Raw genomic sequence first — 20,625 nt, 5'->3', positions numbered from 1 at the left:
ATCATGAAAAAAAACTGGTCAATATCCGTCATCGCATTAACCCTGCTTGTCTTCTTGCCGGGGTGCGGCGACTTCGGAGATATAAACGTGAATCCCAATAACCCTTCTTCACCGAGCACCGCTGGCTTGCTTACAGGCGCATTGCGCAATGTAGGCACTATCAATGCGCAGGTTGGCCCGGGCGGCGCGAATGTCGTTCCCGCCTTGTATGTGCAACAATTGGGCGATGTGATCTATATCGAAGATTCCCGGTACAAAACGATCAATTTCAATTACAACGGCTGGTATGCCGGGCCATTGATCAACCTGCAACATATTATCGAACTCAATACCGATGAAAAAACGAAAATCAACGCATCAGTTTTCGGGTCGAATGTGAACCAGATCGCTATTGCCAGAATCCTGAAAGCGTATTTCTTCCAATGGATCACCGACCGCTGGGGCGACATTCCCTACTCTGGAAGCATTGAAAGGCGACGCCGATTTTACGCCGGCTTTCGATAAGCAGGAAGCGATTTATACCGATCTGTTCAAAGAATGGAAAGAAGCCGCAGCCCAGTTCGACGACGGAAAGACGGTCCAGGGCGATATTCTTTTCAATGGGAATACTGCAAAATGGAAGAAATTCGCCAATTCGCTTCGCCTGATCGCCGCGCTCAGACTATCGAAAGTAAAGCCGGAAATGGGCAAAAAGGAATTCCAGACGGCCTTGGACGACGGCGTAATCACCTCGGCAGCCGATAATGTCCAGTACAAGTTCCTGTCCGAGTCGACCAACGAAAATCCGCTTTACACCAACTATGTAGTAAGTAACAGGAAGGATTACGCACTGAGCGATGTGTTTGTCAATTACTTAAAGAAAACATCCGATCCGCGGCTTCCGTTTTTTGCAGCTAAAAATGTCTCCGGTGAATATGTGGGCGTGCCGTATGGTATCGGGGGCATGAAAGCGCAGGAGCTTTCCCTCGTTGGTCCGATCCTTTCCCAGCAAAATTCGGCCGTCAATGTGATGACATACGCACAGGTGCTGTTCGCTCAGGCGGAAGCCGCTGCGCTTGGATGGACAAACGGGAGTGCCAAAAGCCTTTATGAATCGGCTATCGAGGCGTCGTTGCAGCAATGGATGGGCGACAGTTATACAGAAAACGCTCTCAAAAATTACCTTGCGCAACCCGAAGTGGCTTATTCCGCGTCGGCGGCTATTGAAAGAATCGGTACGCAAAGATGGATCGCGCTGTTTTTCCAGGGCACCGAAGCCTGGTCGGAATGGCGCAGAACCGGCTTCCCTGCCCTGAAACCGGCCCCAAGTACCCTCAACGGCGGCACCGAAATCCCGCGCCGCCTCGCCTACCCGGTCACCGAAAACAACCTCAACAAGGCCAATTACCAGGCCGTTTTGAAAAGCCAGGGCCCGGACGACCACTATACCCGCATATGGTGGGATAAGCCTTAACAGTCATATCATTACAAGTTTCCCAATAGTGTATTTTCAGCCGCGCGACTCGTGCGGCTGAACTTGTTTTCACGAAAAAATCCAGACAAACCTTTCAAAACAATGCCCCCGTGTCAATCCGTCATTGATTTTATTTAACTTTGAGAGTTATCCAACTCTTGAATAAAATGGAATTTCTAAAAAGCGACCGCCTGAATCATCTGAAATACGAGATACGCGGGGCTACCTACCAGAAAGCGTTAGAGCTTGAAAGCCAGGGCTACAAAATCCATAATCTGAACATCGGTAACCCCGCACCGTTCGGTTTCGATTCGCCCGATGAGATCGTCCACGACATTATCATGAACATCCGCAATGCGCAAGGCTATTCGGATTCACGTGGTTTGTTCGCGGCGCGCAAGGCGATCATGCACTACACACAAACAATTGGTATTCAGGACGTTGAAATCAACGACATTTTCATCGGAAACGGTGTGAGCGAGCTGATCCTGCTGTCGATGCAGGCATTGCTCAACCCCGGCGACGAGATTCTCGTTCCCTCGCCCGACTATCCGCTCTGGACTGCGGCGATTTCGCTTAGCGGCGGCACACCGGTACATTATATATGTGATGAAGAAGCCGACTGGAACCCGGATCTGGACGATCTTGAGAAGAAAATTACATCACGCACCAAAGGGATTGTGATCATTAATCCCAACAATCCTACGGGTGCCGTTTATGATAAAGAGGTGCTTTCGCGCATCGCACGCATTGCGGAAGAACATGGATTGATCATTTTCTCGGATGAGATTTATGACAAGATCCTTTACGACGGAGCGGTACATCACCCAATGGGCTCTTTCGTAACCGACACGCTTTGCGTTTCGTACGGCGGGTTGTCGAAAAACTACCGCTCGGCCGGTTTCCGTGGCGGATGGATGATCCTCAGCGGCGCGAAACAAAAGGCTAAGTCCTACGCGGAAGGCCTGCTCCTGCTCGCAAGCATGCGCCTGTGCGCGAACGTGCCGACGCAATACGCGATCCAGACTGCATTGGGCGGTTATCAGAGCATCAAGGAACACGTGGTGCCGACGGGCCGGCTGTACAAGCAAATGAATTTGGTTTACGACAGGCTTACGGCCATTCCGGGCATCAGCTGCGTAAAACCGAAGGGTTCTTTGTACGTCTTCCCGAAAATCGATCTGAAAAAATTCGGGTTCAAATCGGATGAACAGTTTGTATACGAGCTGCTTTCAGACCAAAAGGTGCTGGTAGTGGCCGGAACCGGATTCAATTACCACCTGGAACCGCATTTCCGGATCGTTTTCCTGCCGACGATCGACGAGTTGAACCAGGCGATGGACAAGCTGGAATTTTTCCTGACCAACCGTCGCGTCGTGTCGACACGTACCATCGAAGATATCATCGCCTGACAAATTTTCAACCTATTCCTCCACTGAAAGTACTTATCGCCCGATGACCATACCCGACAGAACCATTCAGGAGGCCAAACGACAGCGGTTGTTCCTCCTCCTTTGCGGTATCTTCCTCACCAACGCGCTTATTGCGGAAATCATCGGGGGCAAAATATTTTCAGTGGAGACGCTTTTGGGCATCCCGCCCGCGCAATTGCCGATCGGCGGTCAGAAGCTGGACTTTAATATGACAGCCGGGGTAATCAGCTGGCCGGTGGTGTTCATCACTTCCGATATTATCAATGAGTATTTCGGACGGAAAGGAGTCAAAAGGATTTCTTACCTCACTTCCTGCCTGATCGCGTACACATTTCTCATCATTTTTGTAGCAACCAAGCTTCCGCCGGCGCAATTCTGGCTGGAACTCAACAATACCGACGCGCAAGGTAACAAGTTCAATATCAATGACGCTTTTTCCAAGATATTCAACCAGGGCCTGGGCATCATGATCGGCTCGATTACGGCATTCCTGCTCGGCCAGTTGCTCGACATTCTGGTGTTCTCCTGGCTTCGCAGAAAAACGGGCAGCCGCTTTATGTGGCTCCGTGCGACGGGCTCCACCATGTTTTCGCAGTTGATCGACAGCTTCGTTGTGATTGCTATCGCATTTTATGTATTCGGGAACTGGGATTTAAAACTGGTTTTCTCGGTAGGGACGATCAATTACCTCTACAAAGGCGTGGTGGCGATCCTGCTAACGCCCCTCTTGTACGTGGCCCATTACTTTATTGACAATTACCTAGGCAAGGAATATGCGGAAGAGCTTTCGCACCAGGCCGCGCACGAGTCTTAAACCGGCACTTGCCGTCTCATATTATCGAGCATTACAGCGGTAGCAATGCCGACGTTCAGGGATTCGGCCGCTCCGAACCTCGGGATCGTCACCTTATTAGTTACAAATTCCGCGACGCGGTCGCTGATGCCGTTCGATTCGTTCCCCATAACAATGATTCCGCCGTCTGCCGGGTATTTAAAATCATACAGCGGGCTTCCCCCGAGGAAAGCACCGATAACTTTTTGATTTTTATCCTTTATATTCCCGAAATACTGGTTCAAATCGGTATAATAGAGGCTGACCCGCGTAAACGACCCCTTAGCCGCGGCGATTACCTTCGGATTGTAAACATCCGTGGTGTCGCGGGAGCAAACGATCCTTGTAATGCCGTACCAATCCGCAATGCGGATGATTGTTCCCAGATTACCCGGGTCGCGCACATCGTCGAGCATCAGCATATATTCACCAGGAACAGGAGACAAAAAGGCATTTTCCTTCGTTTTAGCCACAGCCAGGCACGAGTCGTTCGTCTGGAAAGCGCCCAGTCCCTCCAACTCCTGGACGGTCACCGTTTCTACTGGCACGTTATGCCGGGTTAAAATAGTTGAGTATTTTTGCTGAAATTCCTGTGTTACCAGTACAAATTCGGTTCGGAAATCAGAATCAAGCAATTCCAGTACACTTTTCGCGCCTTCCACTATAAACGCCTCGTGAAGCTGCCGGTACTTCTTGATTTTGAGCGAATTGATATACTTGATACGATTTTTTGACAACATTGAATATTAATTGTAGGACTATATATGGCTGGTTGATTTTCCTGGTTCTGACGGGATTATTTTCCTGCGCACCCAAGCCCGCTTCTAAAAGGTTTTCTTCTCGGTAATTCTTCGATCAAAGGCAACCGCGTGGTGAGCGACTCCGAGCTGGAAGACCTGATCCCCCAACGGCCGAACCGCCGGTTACTCGGCCTCCCGATTTTCCCGTACCTCGGCCTTTACCGCTTCGGCGAGCTATTTTATAACCGCGAAGAAAAACAACGGAAGGTGATCGAGGTGACACAAAATTACCAGAAAGAATCCCAGGAATACGCAAATTCGCCCCGAAAGCTCGAAAGAATCCAGAACAGATATGCCAAAAAGCTCGAAAAAGCGCAGACCCGGGCCACGCAGGGCAACTTTTGGATGCGGGTACTGGGCGAGGCGCCGGTGTATTATATCAATGCAGAGGCAACACAGAATGCCGAAAAGATGCAGAAATACCTGTACAACAACGGCTTTTTCGATGCAAAAGTAACTTTCAAAACCGATACGCTTTTCAAACGGATCCGGGTCAGTTACCTCGTTACGGAGAACCGGCCGACGATGGTGCGAAACATTCAGTACCAGGTACCGAACAGCCTGGCCGACAGCCTGATTAAAGCCGACCTGAAAAATGCGGCATTGCAACCGAGAAAGCGGTACGATGGCGACGCCTTCGAGGAAGAGCGTATCCGGATCGAAACATTGCTCCGGAACGAGGGATACATGGGCTTTTCGCGCCAGAATGTAAGCTATATCGTCAACGACACCATTACCTACCGGCCTACCGACAGCCTTTTCAAATCCGTGGACGTGAAAGTGCGCGTGGACATGCCTGCGCAGGCGAGTAAACGGTATTTGGTCAATTCGGTCAATTTCGAGGTGCTGCCGCCTACCGGGGTACCCGATTCTATTTTTCGGAAGGATACCAGCACATTCGAAGGAATCAAATATGTGTTTTCCGACAAGAGATTTTCGCGAAAAGTGCTCGACACCAAAATACAGCTAAGGCCAAGAGCCTGGTACAGCCAAAAAAAGGAGCGCGATACCCAGCAACAGCTCTCGCTGACCGACCAATTCCGGTTTGTGAATTATAATTACACCCTTGATTCGACCGGGCAGGGCATTAACAGCTATTTCAAAGCCATACCGCTCGATAAGTACCAGATTTCCACCGATCTTGGTCTGAATGTGATCCAGCTGCAAGGAACGCCGGGGCCGTTTGCCAACCTGTCGTACAAGATCAGGAATGTGTTCAACGGGATGGAAAATTTTGAAACCAACCTGCGGGGCGGTATCGAGCTGGTACCTGGTTTTGTGGGGAACCGGCAGGTTTACCGAAGCGAAGAAATCGGCATCAATGCCTCGCTGATCTTCCCACGCCTGCTCACGCCGCAGAACCTGTTCAAGAGACAAACGGCCAACTACAATCCCAGAACGCAACTGACGCTCGGTTACAGCTACGTGAACCGGCCGGAGTATACCCGTACCAATGTCAAGGTCAATACCACGTATTCGTGGCAACCAACCCCGACTACGCTCTTCAATGTGTCGCTTGTAGACCTGAACATCCTGAACACAACATACATACGAAAGGACTTTGCCGATCTTCTCGATACGTTGAGAATGCAAGGTAATAACCTCGTTTACAGTTTCAATCGGTCATTCGTATCCGATCTCAATGCAAATTTTGTGTACAACACCAATTCCCTTATCGGCCCGCAGAAAAAGGCGCATTATTTCCGGATTGCCGTCGAATCGGGAGGCACCACGCTCAATTTTCTGCCCAGGCAGCGGGAAGTGATCAGGGAATTTTTCGGAGATAGCCTTCAATTTTACAAATACATCCGCTGGAATGCCGACTACCGGCGTTACTGGCCGGCGGGAAGAAAATCGGCGCTGGTTGCCCGGATCAACACAGGGGCGATTTACAGCTATGGCGACAATAAGGTCCCGCCCTACGAAAAATACTTCTTCGCAGGGGGGTCAAACAGCGTACGCGCCTGGCTGCCCCGGCGGCTGGGACCCGGTTCCGCGAAACCTATTACCTATAACGCCGTTTCCATTGAATCGCCGGGTGAATTCCTGCTGGAAGGCAACCTGGAATGGCGGGGATTTCTGGCGAAGTTCTTCGGGGATATCAATTACGCATTGTTTCTCGACGTGGGTAACGTGTGGAGCTTGCGGGCGACCGCTACGGAGGAACAAAAATTCAAGGCAGGCAAACTCTTGCGCGAGATGGCCGTCGGCACCGGGTTCGGGATTCGGTACGACCTTTCCTTCTTTATCCTTCGCTTCGATTTCGGTGTCAAAGTCTACGACCCGGCCCTGCAGCGCTTTGTCCTCGACGAGCTGCGGTTGAAACATCTTTTCCGACGAACGGAAGCCAACTCTCTGAATATCAACCTCGGTGTCGGATATCCGTTTTGACGCATGGCAATACATGACAGTTTGTCAGTTTTTATCTAAAATTTCCTATCTTTGCGTTTTGAGCGTTTAAGATTTCCTTCTCATGGAGCAAAGAATTGCAAATTCATTAAAAATATTGACAGAGGCGGATAAGGAAGCCTGTGAAACAGTGCGGGTTTCGGAGAACGAACCGCTTTCAGGAAAAAAAAGGCTGTTTATCGAAAGCTACGGTTGCCAGATGAACTTCTCGGATAGCGAGATCGTGGCGTCGGTTATGCGCGACGCAGGTTTTGCAACCACATCGGACGTCAACAATGCGGACCTGATCTTCCTGAATACCTGCGCCATCCGCGACAATGCGGAGCAAAAGGTGCGCAACCGGCTGAAACAGCTCAATTTCATCAAAAAGAACAAGCCCGGTATGCTCATCGGCGTGCTCGGTTGCATGGCGGAGCGTCTTAAAACCAAGTTTCTGGAAGAAGAGAAAATGGTCGACATTGTGACGGGCCCCGACGCTTACCGCGATCTGCCGAGGCTGGTGGAAGAGGCCGAAACAGGTCAGAAAGGTGTGAATGTATTCCTTTCGCGAGAAGAGACCTACGCCGATATCTCTCCTATCCGACTGAATTCCAATGGCGTAACCGCATTCATTTCCATCATGCGGGGCTGCGATAATATGTGCAGCTTCTGCGTTGTGCCATTCACCCGCGGACGCGAACGCAGCCGTGACCCCTATTCGATCGTGAAAGAGGCGGAAGATCTTTTCCGCGACGGCTACCGTGAGGTAACGTTGCTCGGCCAGAACGTCGACAGCTACAAATGGAAGCCCGAAGCGAACGGGGAAAACGAAACGGTCGTAAATTTTGCCGACCTGCTTGAAATGGTCGCCAAGGTAAGCCCCGAGCTCCGGATCCGTTTCAGTACGTCGCATCCTAAGGACATTACCGACGAGGTATTGTATACCATGAAAAAGTACGACAATATCTGCAAATACATCCACCTGCCCGCGCAAAGCGGTAATACCCGCGTGCTGGAACTGATGAACCGCACCTATACCCGGGAATGGTACATGGAGCGTATCAACGCGATCCGGCGCATTCTGGGCGAAGATTGCGGCATTTCGCACGACATGATCGCCGGTTTCTGCACGGAAACGGAAGAAGAGCACCGCGATTCCCTATCGCTGATGGAGTATTCGAACTTCGATTTCGGCTATATGTTCGCCTATTCGGAACGTCCGGGTACGTTGGCGGCAAAAAAATACAGGGATGATATTCCCGAGGATGTTAAAAAGCGCAGGCTGGCGGAAATCATCGAATTGCAGGGACGCCTCTCGCTGGAACGCAACCAGCGGCTGGTAGGTACCGTGCAAAAGGTCCTCATAGAAGGCACTTCCAAACGTTCGGAAGACGATCTTTGTGGCCGTAACGACCAGAATAAAATGGTGGTTTTCCCACGTGAAAACTTCAAAAAAGGGCAGTATGTCGACGTGATGATCACCGAATGTACTGCCGCTACCCTGCTGGGCTACGCCTTGCAGCCGGAGCCGGTCTTAAACTAGCTCCATCGAAACAGATTCGTTTGTATTAAAAGAAAAGGCCTTCCGGTAACCGGAGGCCTCAGCTATTTTATGGATTCATCGGAAATACAAGCAATAAAGAACCGCTTCGGGATCATCGGCAACTCGTCGGGCCTGAACCACGCGATCAATGTGGCCGTGCAGGTCGCAGCGACCGACCTGACGGTTTTAATCACCGGTGAAAGCGGAAGCGGCAAAGAGTCATTTTCTAAAATCATACACAGCCTCAGCGCACGCAAGCACGGGCCGTTCATTGCCATCAACTGCGGCGCGATCCCGGAAGGAACAATCGATTCGGAACTGTTCGGGCACGAAAAAGGCGCATTTACCGGCGCATTGGATGCGCGCAAAGGCTATTTCGAAACGACCAACAGCGGGACAATTTTCCTCGACGAAGTGGGTGAAATGCCGCTCGGTACCCAGGCAAGGTTGCTTCGCGTTCTGGAAAACGGCGAATATATTCGTGTCGGTTCGTCCAAAGTTTTGAAGACAAATGTCCGTGTCGTAGCGGCCACGAATGTCAACCTGCTCGACGCGGTAAACAACGGCAAATTTCGGGAAGACTTATATTACCGCCTCAATACCGTTCCTATTTACGTCCCGCCGCTACGCGATCGCGGCGAGGATATTCTCCTTCTTTTCCGGAAGTTTACAAACGATTTCTCCGAACGCTATCGCACCAAACCGGTCAGGCTCGACAACGAGGCACGGAGCCTTTTGCTCCAATATGCATTCCCGGGTAATATCCGTCAGTTGAAAAACATCGCGGAACAGATTACGATCCTCGAAACCGACAAGGATCTGCCGATCAGCGCCGAAACGCTGAACCATTATCTGAACCCCGTTCAGCCATCCAGCCGGAGGGCATTGGTTCCGCTACGTTCGGGGGATGACAGCGCCACGTCGTTTTCGGAAAGGGAGCTTTTGTATAAAGTACTTTTCGATATGCGCAGGGATATGACGGAGCTGAAAAAGCTCGTCAGGAACGTACTTGAAAATGAGAAGTATGGAGGCGAAATCCTGAAAGATCATCAGGAACTTTTCAGCTCCCTGAACAGTACCGAGCCGGTCATTACCACGCCTGCCATCGAACCGGCGCGCCTGCTGACACCTCCGCCGTCGCGGACAGTGGACCTGGACCGCTATTCCGACGAACGCGATGAAATAGAGGACGTCATGCATGTAACCGCCGAGGAGGAATCGCTTTCGCTGGAAGACAAGGAGAAGGAAATGATTATCAAGGCGCTTCGCAAAAACAACAACAAGCGAAAATATGCCGCCAATGCATTGGGCATTTCCGAGCGTACGTTATACAGGAAGATCAAACAATACGACATTGAAGAATAAAGTTAAAATATGGGCATTGGTGTTCCTGATTTGCCCGGTTTTCATGTCGGGTTGCGGGGTTTATTCATTTACAGGAACCAACCTTTCTCCCGACATCAAGACGTTCAGCGTACTCAATTTCACCATGGGTACCGCTGGTGGCCCGAGTGATCTGCCTCAGCGCCTCACTGAGGATTTAAAAGAGTATTTTCAACGAAATACCAGCCTGGTAAGCCAGCCCGGCGGTGGCGACCTCGTTCTGGAAGGCTCCATCACGGGCTACGATGTGACGCCCGCGGCCCCCACCGCGAACGACCAGGCGGGCCTGAACCGGCTGAACGTAACCGTACAGGTGCGGTATACCAACGCAAAGGACGAGACCAAGAACTTCGACCAGTCGTTCACCTATTACGCAGACTTTCCCCAGGATCAGACGCTCAACCAGAACGAAGCGCGCTTGCTCCCGACTATCCGGGAAAACCTGGTGCAGCAGATTTTCAATAAATCGGCCGCCGACTGGTAGGAACAGCCCGTCCCAGGCTTTCAATTTCAATTACTCGACTTTCTCACTAATACCCGAATATGGCGCTCATCGACAAGGAAACATTTGATCAGCTGGTGAAAAACCCCGGCCTGATTACCGCCGATGTGATCCCGCAGCTGGAAGCCACGATCAAGGCATTTCCCTATTGCCAGATCCCCTACTCGATGCTGGCCAAGGCATCGAGCCTGGCGGGCAGCGAAAAACTGGAAGAAACCCGCCCACGCGCGGCCGCTTACGCGTTAAGCCGCGTAGCATTACAGCAACTGGTAGAGAGCGACAACGAGCGTTACGACGCCACCGTGGATGTGGATGATATTCTCGAACCGCAGCCCTCCCCCGAGCCGCTCGACAGCGACGACATCCTGATCAGCACCGTCGAGCAACAAGACTCGGCCGAATTGCAGCGCACCGAGGAGCAGCGCCGGCAGCAGCAGATTATCCAGGGTTTTATGAAAAAGAACCCGCGCATCGCGCGCCAGGACAACAATCTGGAGCCGGTCAATATCGATCTGAGCGCACGGCTCGGAGGCAGCCCCGACACCAGCATCGAAACCGAAGCATTTGCCCAAATTCTGATCCGGCAGGGTAAAATAGAAAAGGCGATAGACGTCTATCAAAAATTGATTTTGAAAAAACCGGAAAAAAGGAATTACTTTGCGAAAAAATTGAGCGAACTGTACGCGAGATCGTAATGGAGTTCAGGAGTCTGAGAGTCTAAAGTTCATGGGTCAAGGAGTCAAGAGGTCATGAGGTCAGGTAGTAGTTCATTGATTGCACATTCACACACATTCAGTCATTCACTCATTCAGTCATTCAAAATTCATTAAAGCATGTATTTGGGTTTAATTATTCTGGTTGCCATTGTTGCAGTGTTGTTGATTTTGGTCGTTTTGGTCCAAAATTCAAAAGGAGGAGGGCTTTCGAGCGAGTTTAGCGGCGCAGGCACCACCCAAATGTTTGGCGTTAAAAAGACAACCGACCTGCTCGAACAAATCACATGGGGGTTGGCAAGCGCAGTGATTGTCATTTCACTGGCTTCTTACATTATGGTAGGCGGTGCCAATACTGGCGCTGGCATCAACAGTATCAACGTCGACAGAGCTCAGAACGCGGTAGTTCCGGGTGGCAAAATCAATCCGGCACCTGCGCAAAAAGAAGGTGCGGCGCCTGCTGCGGGCGAAACTGCTCCCGCCGGCACCACAACACCGGCTGCAACTCCTGCCGACACTGCGAAGAAATAAGGAAGGTATCAGCCTGAAAAGAAAATCCTGCGACGAACATCGCAGGATTTTTTACGCCCCATAATTTAAAGTCACACTTAAGCTACATTGATTTCCCGCAACATTAATCTCTCCGCAACCGGCAGCAGCGTTTCCTGCAACGGATATTCATGTTTCGATTCCACGACATAAGTCGCAGGATTCGGCATGGCCCTGTTTCGTTTTGTAAGTTCTACTTTGATCTGCGAGATCGTATTTCCGATGCCAATACGCACCGTGTCGATATAAATAGTTTTCAGGTACCGCTCCTTTAATGCATTGTAAAGCGCCAGCTGGTATTGAAAAACGCTTACCAACGGCTGGAATGTATGCAAAAACAGCAGGTAGCCCTCCTGCAAATGCAACGGTACGATGCCTACGGGCGAAACACGTACGTTCTCCTCCACTTCCGAAAACCGCTCCGACCCCTCCTCAATGGATTTCGAAAACCGCGGGATTGCGAAATCGAGAATGTAGTTCAGGTCCGACATATAGGGGTCGTCCTGGTGCGTCTCTTCATATTGCAACTGCCAGGTTTGAACATCGATCCCTGTCAGATTTTTAGGCAGGTTTTTCCTGATATTGCTCTTATTGTCGCGGATGCTGACACAAGCGTCGAGGTGCAGCTTCAATTCTGGCAGGAAAGGGTGCAACCGGTTGTGTGTGAACTGGTCCCGGACGTGCTGAAAGTAGGCCATCAGCACATATTTTTTGTATTCAAAATCAAAAATTCCTTCGGTTAGCCAGTTTCTATTGAGTTCTGACATAGGGTTTTCAATTTGGTTCCGATAAAATTTAATGAATTCCGCCGCTGAAAGCAAGATTTAGATATTCCTGACAAAAAAATGACATTATAGTACTATAACGCCACGCCTGAATACAAATTTGTCACACTGGCAGGAAAAAATGTCAGAGCGGAGTGGCTGGCACAGATTGTGCTATCGGGATGGGAGTCTAATCATTACTGACAACTAAAATAAACGTTTAATATTTATGTCAACTTTAGCAGAAATACAAGTGAATGTACAACCGCTAGCTGACCGTGTTCTCATCGAACCTGCCCCAGCCGAAGAAAAAACAGCATTTGGTATCATCATCCCTGATACTGCGAAGGAAAAACCGCAACGTGGAACCGTATTGGCGGTAGGCCCCGGTAAAAAAGACGAGCCGCTTACAGTAAAAGTTGGAGATACCGTATTGTACGGTAAGTACTCAGGCACTGAATTGGCATACGAAGGAAAAGACGTCCTGATTATGCGCGAGTCGGACATCTATGCGATCATAGGTTAATCCGAGCCCTTCAGATTCATTAGTTTCTCTTAAAGTTCTTTCAAATTATTAACAATTATGTCTAAGAAAATATTTTTTGACACAGAAGCACGCGACAAAGTAAAGCGCGGTGTGGACACCCTGGCTGACGCCGTTAAGGTTACATTGGGCCCTCGCGGCCGTAACGTGGTAATCGACAAGAAGTTCGGTTCTCCAAGCATCACGAAGGATGGTGTTACTGTTGCCAAAGAAATCGACCTGAAAGATCCCATCGAAAACATGGGTGCTCAGCTGGTGAAAGAAGTAGCTTCCAAAACTGCCGACTCGGCGGGAGATGGTACTACTACTGCTACCGTTCTGGCACAGGCGATCTACTCGATCGGTGTGAAAAACGTAGCGGCTGGCGCTAACCCTATGGATTTGAAACGTGGTATCGACAAAGCTGTCGCTACTATCGTAAAAGATCTGGAAGGCCAAAAGAAAAAACATCTCTACTTCCAAAGAAATCGCTCAGGTTGCGACTATCTCAGCGAACCACGACGAGGAGATCGGTAACATGATCGCCGAAGCGATGGAAAAAGTAGGTAAAGAAGGCGTAATCACCGTTGAAGAAGCACGCGGAACCGAAACAGAAGTTAAAACTGTGGAAGGTATGCAGTTCGACCGCGGTTACCTGTCTCCATACTTCGTAACCAACACAGAGAAAATGGAAGCCGAACTCGAGCGTCCATACATCCTGATCTCCGAGAAGAAAGTTTCTTCCATGAAAGAGCTTCTTCCTGTGTTGGAAGCAGTTGCACAAACCGGCCGTCCATTGCTTATCCTTGCAGAAGACGTTGACGGAGAAGCACTTGCTACATTGGTAGTAAACAAAATCCGCGGTGCATTGAAAGTAGCGGCTGTAAAAGCTCCTGGTTTCGGCGACCGTCGTAAAGCAATGCTGGAAGATATCGCCATCATTACCGGCGGTACGGTTATCAGCGAAGAGCGTGGTTTCAAACTGGAAAACGCTACTTTGGAATACCTCGGTACTTGCGAAAAAGCGATTATCGACAAAGACAATACTACATTGGTTAACGGAAGCGGTGCTACCGAGGACATTCAGGCACGTGTTAACCAGATCAAATCGCAGATCGAAAACACTACATCCGACTACGATCGCGAAAAACTTCAGGAGCGTCTTGCCAAATTGTCTGGCGGCGTAGCTATCCTTTACATCGGTGCCGCAACTGAGGTTGAAATGAAAGAGAAAAAAGACCGCGTTGACGACGCCCTTCACGCAACTCGCGCTGCGGTGGAAGAAGGTATCGTTGCAGGTGGTGGTGTGGCGTTCATCCGCGCAGCTGCTTCTCTCGACAACCTGAAAGGTTCAAACGAAGACGAAACAACCGGTATCAACATCATCCGCACGGCGCTCGAAGCTCCATTGAGAACAATCGTGTCCAACGCCGGTGGCGAGCCTTCGGTGGTGATTAACAAAGTGAAAGATGGTTCAGGTTCTTTCGGTTACAACGCGAAAGACAACACTTATCAGGATCTTCTGGAAGCTGGTATCATCGATCCTAAGAAAGTATCCCGCCTGGCGCTTGAAAACGCGGCGTCTATCGCTGGTCTGTTGCTGACAACAGAGTGCGTGATCGCCGACGAACCGGAAGAAGCTCCTGCGGCAGGTGGCCACAGCCACGGCGGCGGAATGGGCGGCATGATGTAATCAGCCTCCGTTTCTTCGGAACATATAAAAACCGGCTGTCAGATACCTGGCAGCCGGTTTTTTGTTTGGCATTAAAAATTTTAGACGGAATGCTGGACCATCAATCCGTCCTGCATCACCAATCTCCTATCCGCCATTTCGGCCAATTCCTCGTTATGCGTCACAATAATGAATGTCTGGCCGGTTTCATCCCGCAGCTTGAAAAACAACTGATGCAAATCCAATGCATTATGCGAATCGAGGTTACCACTGGGTTCATCGGCTAACACAATGGCGGGCCGGTTCAGCAATGCCCTGGCAACTGCTACGCGCTGCTGTTCGCCACCGGAAAGTTGAGACGGCAAATGATCCATTCTGCCACCAAGACCGAGTAGTTCGAGCAGTTCTTTGGCACGTGCCTGAATGTCCTTTTCGCTGACATTACCGTTGATGTACCCCGGCATACAGACGTTCTCCAATGCCGTAAACTCCGCCAGCAAATTGTGGAACTGGAAAATGAAGCCGATCTTCTCGTTACGGAAGCGTGCGAGGTCTTTGTCCTTCTGGGTAAACACATTAATGCCCTCGATGAAGACCTCGCCTTGCTCCGGCCGGTCGAGCGTTCCGAGGATATGCAGGAAGGTGCTTTTCCCGGCACCCGACGGTCCTACGATGGCCACTACTTCCCCCTTTTTTACTTCCAAATCAATGCCTTTTAAAACCTGCAAAGAACCGTAAGTACGCCTGATCCCGCTCGCCCGAAGTAGCTCCATGATGAAAAGATAATTATGCTAAAAACGCGCCCGTTTTGATTAATTCCTTAATTTGCCGTGAAAATACCAATTTACTTTTATACTCATGAATATTCACGAATATCAAGGCAAAAGCGTTCTTAAAAAATACGGTGTGCGTATTCAGGAAGGCCTCGTAGCCGACACTCCGGATAAGGCGGTAGAAGTTGCACGTGAGCTCAGCCAGCAGACAGGCACCAAGTGGTATGTTGTAAAATCCCAGATCCACGCAGGTGGCCGCGGCAAGGGCCGTATCGTCGGCAGTGAGCAACGCGGTGTGGCGTTGGCTAAGTCGGTTGAAGATGTCAGGACCATCTCCAACAACATTCTGGGCAAAGTATTGGTAACGCACCAGACCGGTGCAGAAGGCAAGCAAGTCAATAAAGTCCTGATCGCAGAAGACGTATACTATCCAGGCCCCAGCGAGCCGAAAGAATATTACCTGTCGATCCTGTTGGATCGCGCCAAAAACTGCAACGTGATCATGGCCAGCACTGAAGGCGGTATGGACATCGAAGAAGTTGCGGAGCATACACCTGAAAAAATCATCAAGGAATGGATCGATCCTGCTGTGGGATTGCAGCCGTTCCAGGCGCGTAAAGTGGCATTTGCACTGGGCCTCGAAGGCGACGCATTCAAGGAAATGGTGAAATTTATCACTGCGCTTTACAAAGCCTACGTGGAAAGCGACTCGTCGATGTTCGAAATCAACCCGGTTTTAAAAACGTCCGATAATAAAATCCTCGCCGTTGATGCGAAAGTAAACCTGGACGACAACGCATTGTACCGTCATCCGGAACTGGCAGAAATGCGCGACACCAACGAAGAAGACCCATTGGAAGTAGAAGCAGGCGCCAACAACCTGAACTACGTAAAACTGGACGGAAACGTAGGTTGTATGGTGAACGGAGCCGGTTTGGCAATGGCTACCATGGACCTGATCAAGCTTTCAGGCGGTGAGCCTGCCAACTTCCTCGACGTAGGCGGTGGCGCGAACGCTCGCACCGTGGAAGCAGGTTTCCGCATCATTCTGAAAGACCCGAACGTAAAAGCGATCCTGATCAACATCTTCGGCGGTATAGTGCGTTGTGACCGTGTTGCTGCCGGTGTAGTGGAAGCCTACAAAGCGATCGGCGAAATTCCGGTGCCTATCATCGTTCGTCTGCAGGGAACCAATGCCGAGGAAGGCGCGCGCATCATTAACGAATCCGGCCTGAAAGTTTACTCCGCAATCGAATTCAAAGAAGCTGCAACCAAAGTATCAGAGGTTCTCGCTGAGCTGGGTGTTTAAAAAAAGGCTTTCCGGCTGACGTAATGTTAAAACATTAATGTCACCCTGAGCGCAATCGCAGGATATTTGCGTCATGCATTACCTCCGATTTCACTCAGGGTGACATTGTTTTATATTGCGGGTAATGTAGGGATATGCTTTCAATTCCTACAAATCTTTCGGTGCGCTGCACCTTTTCATTCAGCCATGCGGCAATCAGTCCTACAAGTATTACGGCGCTCTGCGCCTTGTCTAATCGAACCGGTGCAGCACAAAGGTTTTGCAGAATGAGCGGAGCCGCTAATCAACCAACACAAGGTGCGGAGCACCGCAAGAAAACACCCCCCCGACCCGAAGCACGCCCTAACCCTTCTATCCAAGAAGCAAATATAAAACCATCGTCGCCGCGAAACTTACAACGCCCTGCAAGCCTGTCAGAACGGTGTGCGTGCGATAGGTGTCCTTCGCTGAAATGCCGGTAAATTGCGATACGACCCAGAACCAGGCGTCGTTGGTATGCGAAACGATCATCGCGCCGCTGCCTACTGCCATTACGACCAATGTTATCTGAACGGACGTTACAAAACCGAGCGATGCAAGCAGTGGCGCCAGGATGCTCGTGGTGAGCACCATGGCCGAGGTTGTGGAACCTTGTGCCGTTTTGAAAAATACGGCAATCAGAAACGCGATCACCAACAAATAGCCACCGGACATTTCGTTATGCAGCAGCCATTCACTCACCATTTCCTTCAAGGAGGTTTCTTTTAAAATAGCCCCGAAAGCGCCTCCCGCGCCTACTAGCACGAGGGTAGTGCCGCAGTGCTCTATGCCACTTTTAAAACAGGCCATCATGCGTTGCGAAGCATTTTCAGGGAATAGGGAATAGCTGAAAAATATCGCCAGCAGAAACGACACCAGCGGGCTGCCGAGAAAGTTCAGCCAGCGCGTGAGTTCTCCGGGGAATTGCAGAATTTTGGCAAAAGAGGCAAGGGTAATAAGCAGAATAGGCAGTACAATGGGCATAAACGCTTTCCAGGCGGGAGGTAACAATTGCTCCTCTATAATTTGGGGCTCGTCAATGGCCGCGTCGTCCATCAGTTTTACATTTTTAGCATATTTCCCGGCAAACCAGGTCGACAGGAAAAGGCTGGGAATAGAAACAATAAGGCCGATGAGAATGACCAGCCCAATGGAATCCGGAATACCCAGGTTACCGGCTGCGGACAGCGGGCCGGGCGTGGGGGGTACAAGGGTGTGGGTGGCGAACAAACCGCCGGACAGCGATAATGCAATGGTAGCCAGCGGCTTGCCAGTCCGCTTGGCAACAATCTGGTTGAGTTTGTGTAAAATAATGAAACCGGAGTCGCAAAAAACAGGAATGCCTACAATGCCGCCAATCACCGACATGGCAAATGCTGGCCGCTTATCCCGGAATACCTTTAAAATCACATCCGCAACTTTAATGGCCGCGCCGGATTTATCCAGGATTGCGCCTATTACGCAGCCAAGGATCACCATCAGCCCGATCTTCGACATCAACTCTCCGAAACCTTTACCAATCGTTTCAGCGAGCTTATCGATCGGCAAGCCAGCGAACACGCCTACTCCAAGCGCGGCAAGCAACAGCCCGACAAGCGGGTGCATCTTCAAAATGATGGAACTAAGGACAATAAACGCGATGGCGGCCAGTACGATAGCAAAGATCATAATTGCGGCTATAAAAGTTTAAGCACCGCTTCGTCACCCATGACCGCGTTCGCCGGCCGTGGATGAACGGCATCAAAAACGGCCAGATCCTTTTGTTCCAATACTTTGGCAGGCTCTTCGTCGATTTGTCCGTTCTTGTCCGTTACCGCTTTCAGGTCGAGTTTGAGGTGTTCAGCCATGAAAGCATACATCGCCTTCCGCTTCGACGGGCCGTAATCGTGTTTTTCGTTAGCCAGATGCACGGTTTCGAGGTTATCTTTCTTGTCATAAAGCGAATAAATCTTCTGCATGAACGGATATTCCACTTCCGGCGTGTTCCTGGTCCAGTCGCCCCCGTCGGAGATCATGATCATCGGTCGCGGGGCGGTTAATGCAGCAATTTCTACATTATTGGTCTGGTACCCACCGTTTTTATGAATTGGCAGGCCGCTCTCGCAAACGCATCCTCCGAAGAAATAGGCCGATATCATTACTACCGGCGCCGATACTTTCACGCGGTTATCCAACGCAGCCAGCAGGAACGTCTGCGTTCCCCCACCCGATTCGCCGGTACAGGCAATACGGTTGGGATCGACCCCGGGAATGGACAGCAGGAAATCCAGCGAACGGATGCTATTGATCGTTTGCAATTTCAGCGCTTTCGGCATTTTATGTTCGCATTGCCTGGCATCGCCCTGCCCTACCATGTCCCACACGAACACGATCGCGCCCATGCGTGCGAGCGTCGCGCAGCGCTTCTGCGTCTGCTCGCGGAAGCGCCCGTGCGGATTCTCACCATGGCCGTGCGGCGCGAGGATACCTGCGTACGACTTTTGTTGTTTCAATGGCCGGTACAAATTTCCCGTCACATAAATACCCGGCATGCTCTCGAAAGCGACATTTTCGATCGAGTAGCCGTCCATTATTTTTTTAGAATGGATAATCGGTTGCGACGTGGGTTTCTCGGGTAATGTTTGCAAATCCATTCCGTTACGGATCTGCTGCCGGATTTGCGCGGCGCGGGCTTCCCATTCTACGCGGGAAGCTGGGACGTGTTTTTCGAGGAATGCCTTGCCTTGTTCTTCGGTAAAATAAGCACCCTGGCAGAGTTCGGCCTGCTGGGCTTGCATGGCCGATGCGAAACCAAGAATCCCGAAAAGGATGGTATATGCGATTTTCATGGAGATTGCAGTTTGGTCAAAAAAGCAAGTTAGTGAGACAGAATACTGTTGCAATACCCGCATAATTGGCGCGGAGGGCTATCCTGTTTGCAGCAAAATATGCAGTTCCGGACGTTCACACCCCGGCGGTGTGTCCTGTATTGTTCCCGTAGGAGGCTCCTCCGGAGCCAAAATGTGGTTGAGATGACCGTCATTGCCATAAACAGGAAGCCCTTCGGGGGCAGCGCTTTCGCCCTTATGCGTTGACTTCCCGGAGCCCTTTTGGAATGGCAACCCTTACATACTCCGGCAATATCACCGCTTCCAGTTCCTTTACCAGCCCCTTGTATTCCCCGTCGATCTGAAAATGCGCTGCTTTTTGGACGCATTCGATCTTCGCTTTTTCTACGGAAATCACTTTCATAATCTCGGGATTGAAGTCCGTGCTGCCGGCGAGGATTTTAGCGGTTTCGATAAAATCCAGCTTCTTGGCGATCACCAACTCGAAAAAGCCGTCGCACATATCACCTATCGGATTGATACTCACCCCGGTACCGTATTTTTTAGCATTGGCGATGATTACGATCAATGCTTCGGTTTCAAGTACCTCGTCGCCGGTAGTGATTCTTACCTCGAAATTTTCATGTTCGCTCAGCGTCCGCAACATTTCCCGCGCATAACCCAGCTTGCCGCGTGTGTCGCTGTCCTCGTAGTTTTTGACCAGCAATGCATTTAAACCGATATCAGCCAGATGCAGACTGATTTCGCCATTAATCGAAACCGCGTCGATGGCCGAAACAGCGCCTTCGAACGCTACTTCCAATGCCTGGTCGATGGAGCCGGACAGCCCGAAATCAACGGAAAGACCATTGGCTGAACCGGCGGGAATGATGCAAAGAACGGCGTCGGTGCCATGCAATGCCTGCGCTACCATGGAAATAGTGCCGTCGCCGCCGGCTACAAGCACGCGCTCGGGCCTGATATTTTCAACCATTTCACGGACGGTCTGCCCATCGTCGCTGCCGGTGGTGTTGTAAATACGCAGGTCACAGCCCTCGGCTTCCGACTTTTCGATAACCCTTTCAAAAATAATATCCTTGTTCACATCCCCGGAAATGGGATTTACTACCAGCAAAACTTTCGGTTGTGAAGACATATTCGAT

At 50.6% G+C, this 20,625-nt stretch carries 16 protein-coding genes and 2 pseudogenes; 12 read left to right on the top strand and 6 right to left on the bottom strand.

Features of this window, described 5'->3' with window-relative positions:
- Nucleotides 1-3: 3 nt before the first annotated feature.
- The 3 genes and pseudogenes from ABV298_RS19850 (at nucleotide 4) to ABV298_RS19840 (ending at nucleotide 3,700) form a co-directional block, all read left to right on the top strand.
- A pseudogene (locus ABV298_RS19850) lies at nucleotides 4-1,453 on the top strand (SusD/RagB family nutrient-binding outer membrane lipoprotein).
- 167 nt (nucleotides 1,454-1,620) lie between these two features.
- A complete protein-coding gene (locus ABV298_RS19845; protein ID WP_353717912.1) occupies nucleotides 1,621-2,865 on the top strand; it encodes a pyridoxal phosphate-dependent aminotransferase in 1,245 nt (414 codons plus the stop codon).
- A 43-nt stretch (nucleotides 2,866-2,908) separates the two neighbouring features.
- Nucleotides 2,909-3,700, top strand: a complete 792-nt coding sequence (locus ABV298_RS19840; protein WP_353717911.1) for a queuosine precursor transporter — start codon at nucleotides 2,909-2,911, stop codon at nucleotides 3,698-3,700.
- Here ABV298_RS19840 and ABV298_RS19835 read toward each other — a convergent pair.
- Nucleotides 3,697-4,458, bottom strand: a complete 762-nt coding sequence (locus ABV298_RS19835) for an RNA methyltransferase (protein ID WP_353717910.1) — start codon at nucleotides 4,456-4,458, stop codon at nucleotides 3,697-3,699. The genes ABV298_RS19840 and ABV298_RS19835 overlap by 4 nt on opposite strands.
- Before the next feature lie 129 nt (nucleotides 4,459-4,587).
- Here ABV298_RS19835 and ABV298_RS19830 point away from each other — a divergent pair, with 129 nt between their 5' ends.
- The 6 genes from ABV298_RS19830 to secG all read left to right on the top strand — a co-directional run bounded on the left by ABV298_RS19830 (nucleotide 4,588) and on the right by secG (nucleotide 11,578).
- Nucleotides 4,588-6,909, top strand: a complete 2,322-nt coding sequence (locus ABV298_RS19830; RefSeq protein WP_353717909.1) for a BamA/TamA family outer membrane protein — start codon at nucleotides 4,588-4,590, stop codon at nucleotides 6,907-6,909.
- Nucleotides 6,910-6,991: 82 nt separating this feature from the next.
- Complete coding sequence (gene miaB, locus ABV298_RS19825) at nucleotides 6,992-8,449, top strand: tRNA (N6-isopentenyl adenosine(37)-C2)-methylthiotransferase MiaB (RefSeq protein ID WP_353717908.1); 1,458 nt, start codon at nucleotides 6,992-6,994, stop codon at nucleotides 8,447-8,449.
- A 69-nt stretch (nucleotides 8,450-8,518) separates the two neighbouring features.
- Complete coding sequence (locus ABV298_RS19820) at nucleotides 8,519-9,814, top strand: sigma-54 dependent transcriptional regulator (RefSeq protein ID WP_353717907.1); 1,296 nt, start codon at nucleotides 8,519-8,521, stop codon at nucleotides 9,812-9,814.
- Nucleotides 9,804-10,316 carry an LptE family protein gene (locus ABV298_RS19815; protein WP_353717906.1) on the top strand — a complete coding sequence of 171 codons (513 nt, stop codon included), beginning with the start codon at nucleotides 9,804-9,806 and terminating at the stop codon, nucleotides 10,314-10,316. The genes ABV298_RS19820 and ABV298_RS19815 overlap by 11 nt, the downstream gene beginning before the upstream one ends.
- Before the next feature lie 59 nt (nucleotides 10,317-10,375).
- The gene (locus ABV298_RS19810) at nucleotides 10,376-11,029 is read left to right on the top strand and encodes a hypothetical protein (protein WP_353717905.1); all 654 of its coding nucleotides are present in this window, start codon (nucleotides 10,376-10,378) and stop codon (nucleotides 11,027-11,029) included.
- Between the two features lie 138 nt (nucleotides 11,030-11,167).
- A complete protein-coding gene (secG, locus tag ABV298_RS19805; protein ID WP_353717904.1) occupies nucleotides 11,168-11,578 on the top strand; it encodes a preprotein translocase subunit SecG in 411 nt (136 codons plus the stop codon).
- A 77-nt stretch (nucleotides 11,579-11,655) separates the two neighbouring features.
- On the opposite strand, the gene ABV298_RS19800 is transcribed toward secG, so the two are convergent.
- Nucleotides 11,656-12,363 (bottom strand): hypothetical protein, encoded by a 708-nt coding sequence (locus tag ABV298_RS19800; protein ID WP_353717903.1) that lies wholly within the window; start codon nucleotides 12,361-12,363, stop codon nucleotides 11,656-11,658.
- Nucleotides 12,364-12,589: 226 nt separating this feature from the next.
- Here ABV298_RS19800 and ABV298_RS19795 point away from each other — a divergent pair, with 226 nt between their 5' ends.
- Nucleotides 12,590-12,886 carry a co-chaperone GroES gene (locus tag ABV298_RS19795; protein ID WP_019940524.1) on the top strand — a complete coding sequence of 99 codons (297 nt, stop codon included), beginning with the start codon at nucleotides 12,590-12,592 and terminating at the stop codon, nucleotides 12,884-12,886.
- A gap of 57 nt (nucleotides 12,887-12,943) precedes the next feature.
- Nucleotides 12,944-14,576 (top strand): annotated as a pseudogene (gene groL / locus ABV298_RS19790) (chaperonin GroEL).
- A gap of 80 nt (nucleotides 14,577-14,656) precedes the next feature.
- On the opposite strand, the gene ABV298_RS19785 reads toward groL, so the two are convergent.
- Complete coding sequence (locus ABV298_RS19785) at nucleotides 14,657-15,328, bottom strand: ABC transporter ATP-binding protein (RefSeq protein ID WP_353717902.1); 672 nt, start codon at nucleotides 15,326-15,328, stop codon at nucleotides 14,657-14,659.
- Nucleotides 15,329-15,413: 85 nt separating this feature from the next.
- Between ABV298_RS19785 and sucC the strand changes: the two genes are divergently transcribed.
- A complete protein-coding gene (gene sucC, locus ABV298_RS19780; protein ID WP_353717901.1) occupies nucleotides 15,414-16,637 on the top strand; it encodes an ADP-forming succinate--CoA ligase subunit beta in 1,224 nt (407 codons plus the stop codon).
- A 351-nt stretch (nucleotides 16,638-16,988) separates the two neighbouring features.
- Here sucC and ABV298_RS19775 read toward each other — a convergent pair whose 3' ends face one another.
- The 3 genes from ABV298_RS19775 to ABV298_RS19765 form a co-directional block, all read right to left on the bottom strand.
- Entirely contained in the window at nucleotides 16,989-18,323 is a 1,335-nt protein-coding gene (locus ABV298_RS19775) for a GntP family permease (protein WP_353717900.1), read from the bottom strand.
- Nucleotides 18,324-18,331: 8 nt separating this feature from the next.
- Nucleotides 18,332-19,483 (bottom strand): acetylxylan esterase, encoded by a 1,152-nt coding sequence (locus tag ABV298_RS19770; RefSeq protein ID WP_353717899.1) that lies wholly within the window; start codon nucleotides 19,481-19,483, stop codon nucleotides 18,332-18,334.
- A gap of 235 nt (nucleotides 19,484-19,718) precedes the next feature.
- Nucleotides 19,719-20,618, bottom strand: a complete 900-nt coding sequence (locus tag ABV298_RS19765; protein ID WP_353717898.1) for a YegS/Rv2252/BmrU family lipid kinase — start codon at nucleotides 20,616-20,618, stop codon at nucleotides 19,719-19,721.
- Between the last annotated feature and the right edge of the window lie 7 nt (nucleotides 20,619-20,625).

The organism is Dyadobacter sp. 676 (assembly GCF_040448675.1).
Lineage (GTDB): Bacteria > Bacteroidota > Bacteroidia > Cytophagales > Spirosomataceae > Dyadobacter.
The sequence above is the reverse complement of the archived record's forward strand: the minus strand, read 5'-3'. Positions and strand labels throughout refer to the sequence as shown.

Coding starts and splice junctions, on each gene's coding strand:
- ABV298_RS19810 (WP_353717905.1), top strand. CDS start 10,376: ATGGCGCTCATCGACAAGGAAACATTTGATCAGCTGGTGAAAAACCCC.
- ABV298_RS19845 (WP_353717912.1), top strand. CDS start 1,621: ATGGAATTTCTAAAAAGCGACCGCCTGAATCATCTGAAATACGAGATA.
- ABV298_RS19775 (WP_353717900.1), bottom strand. CDS start 18,323: ATGATCTTTGCTATCGTACTGGCCGCCATCGCGTTTATTGTCCTTAGT.
- ABV298_RS19795 (WP_019940524.1), top strand. CDS start 12,590: ATGTCAACTTTAGCAGAAATACAAGTGAATGTACAACCGCTAGCTGAC.
- ABV298_RS19820 (WP_353717907.1), top strand. CDS start 8,519: ATGGATTCATCGGAAATACAAGCAATAAAGAACCGCTTCGGGATCATC.
- ABV298_RS19835 (WP_353717910.1), bottom strand. CDS start 4,458: ATGTTGTCAAAAAATCGTATCAAGTATATCAATTCGCTCAAAATCAAG.
- ABV298_RS19765 (WP_353717898.1), bottom strand. CDS start 20,618: ATGTCTTCACAACCGAAAGTTTTGCTGGTAGTAAATCCCATTTCCGGG.
- ABV298_RS19785 (WP_353717902.1), bottom strand. CDS start 15,328: ATGGAGCTACTTCGGGCGAGCGGGATCAGGCGTACTTACGGTTCTTTG.
- ABV298_RS19800 (WP_353717903.1), bottom strand. CDS start 12,363: ATGTCAGAACTCAATAGAAACTGGCTAACCGAAGGAATTTTTGATTTT.
- ABV298_RS19770 (WP_353717899.1), bottom strand. CDS start 19,483: ATGAAAATCGCATATACCATCCTTTTCGGGATTCTTGGTTTCGCATCG.
- ABV298_RS19840 (WP_353717911.1), top strand. CDS start 2,909: ATGACCATACCCGACAGAACCATTCAGGAGGCCAAACGACAGCGGTTG.
- sucC (WP_353717901.1), top strand. CDS start 15,414: ATGAATATTCACGAATATCAAGGCAAAAGCGTTCTTAAAAAATACGGT.
- miaB (WP_353717908.1), top strand. CDS start 6,992: ATGGAGCAAAGAATTGCAAATTCATTAAAAATATTGACAGAGGCGGAT.
- secG (WP_353717904.1), top strand. CDS start 11,168: ATGTATTTGGGTTTAATTATTCTGGTTGCCATTGTTGCAGTGTTGTTG.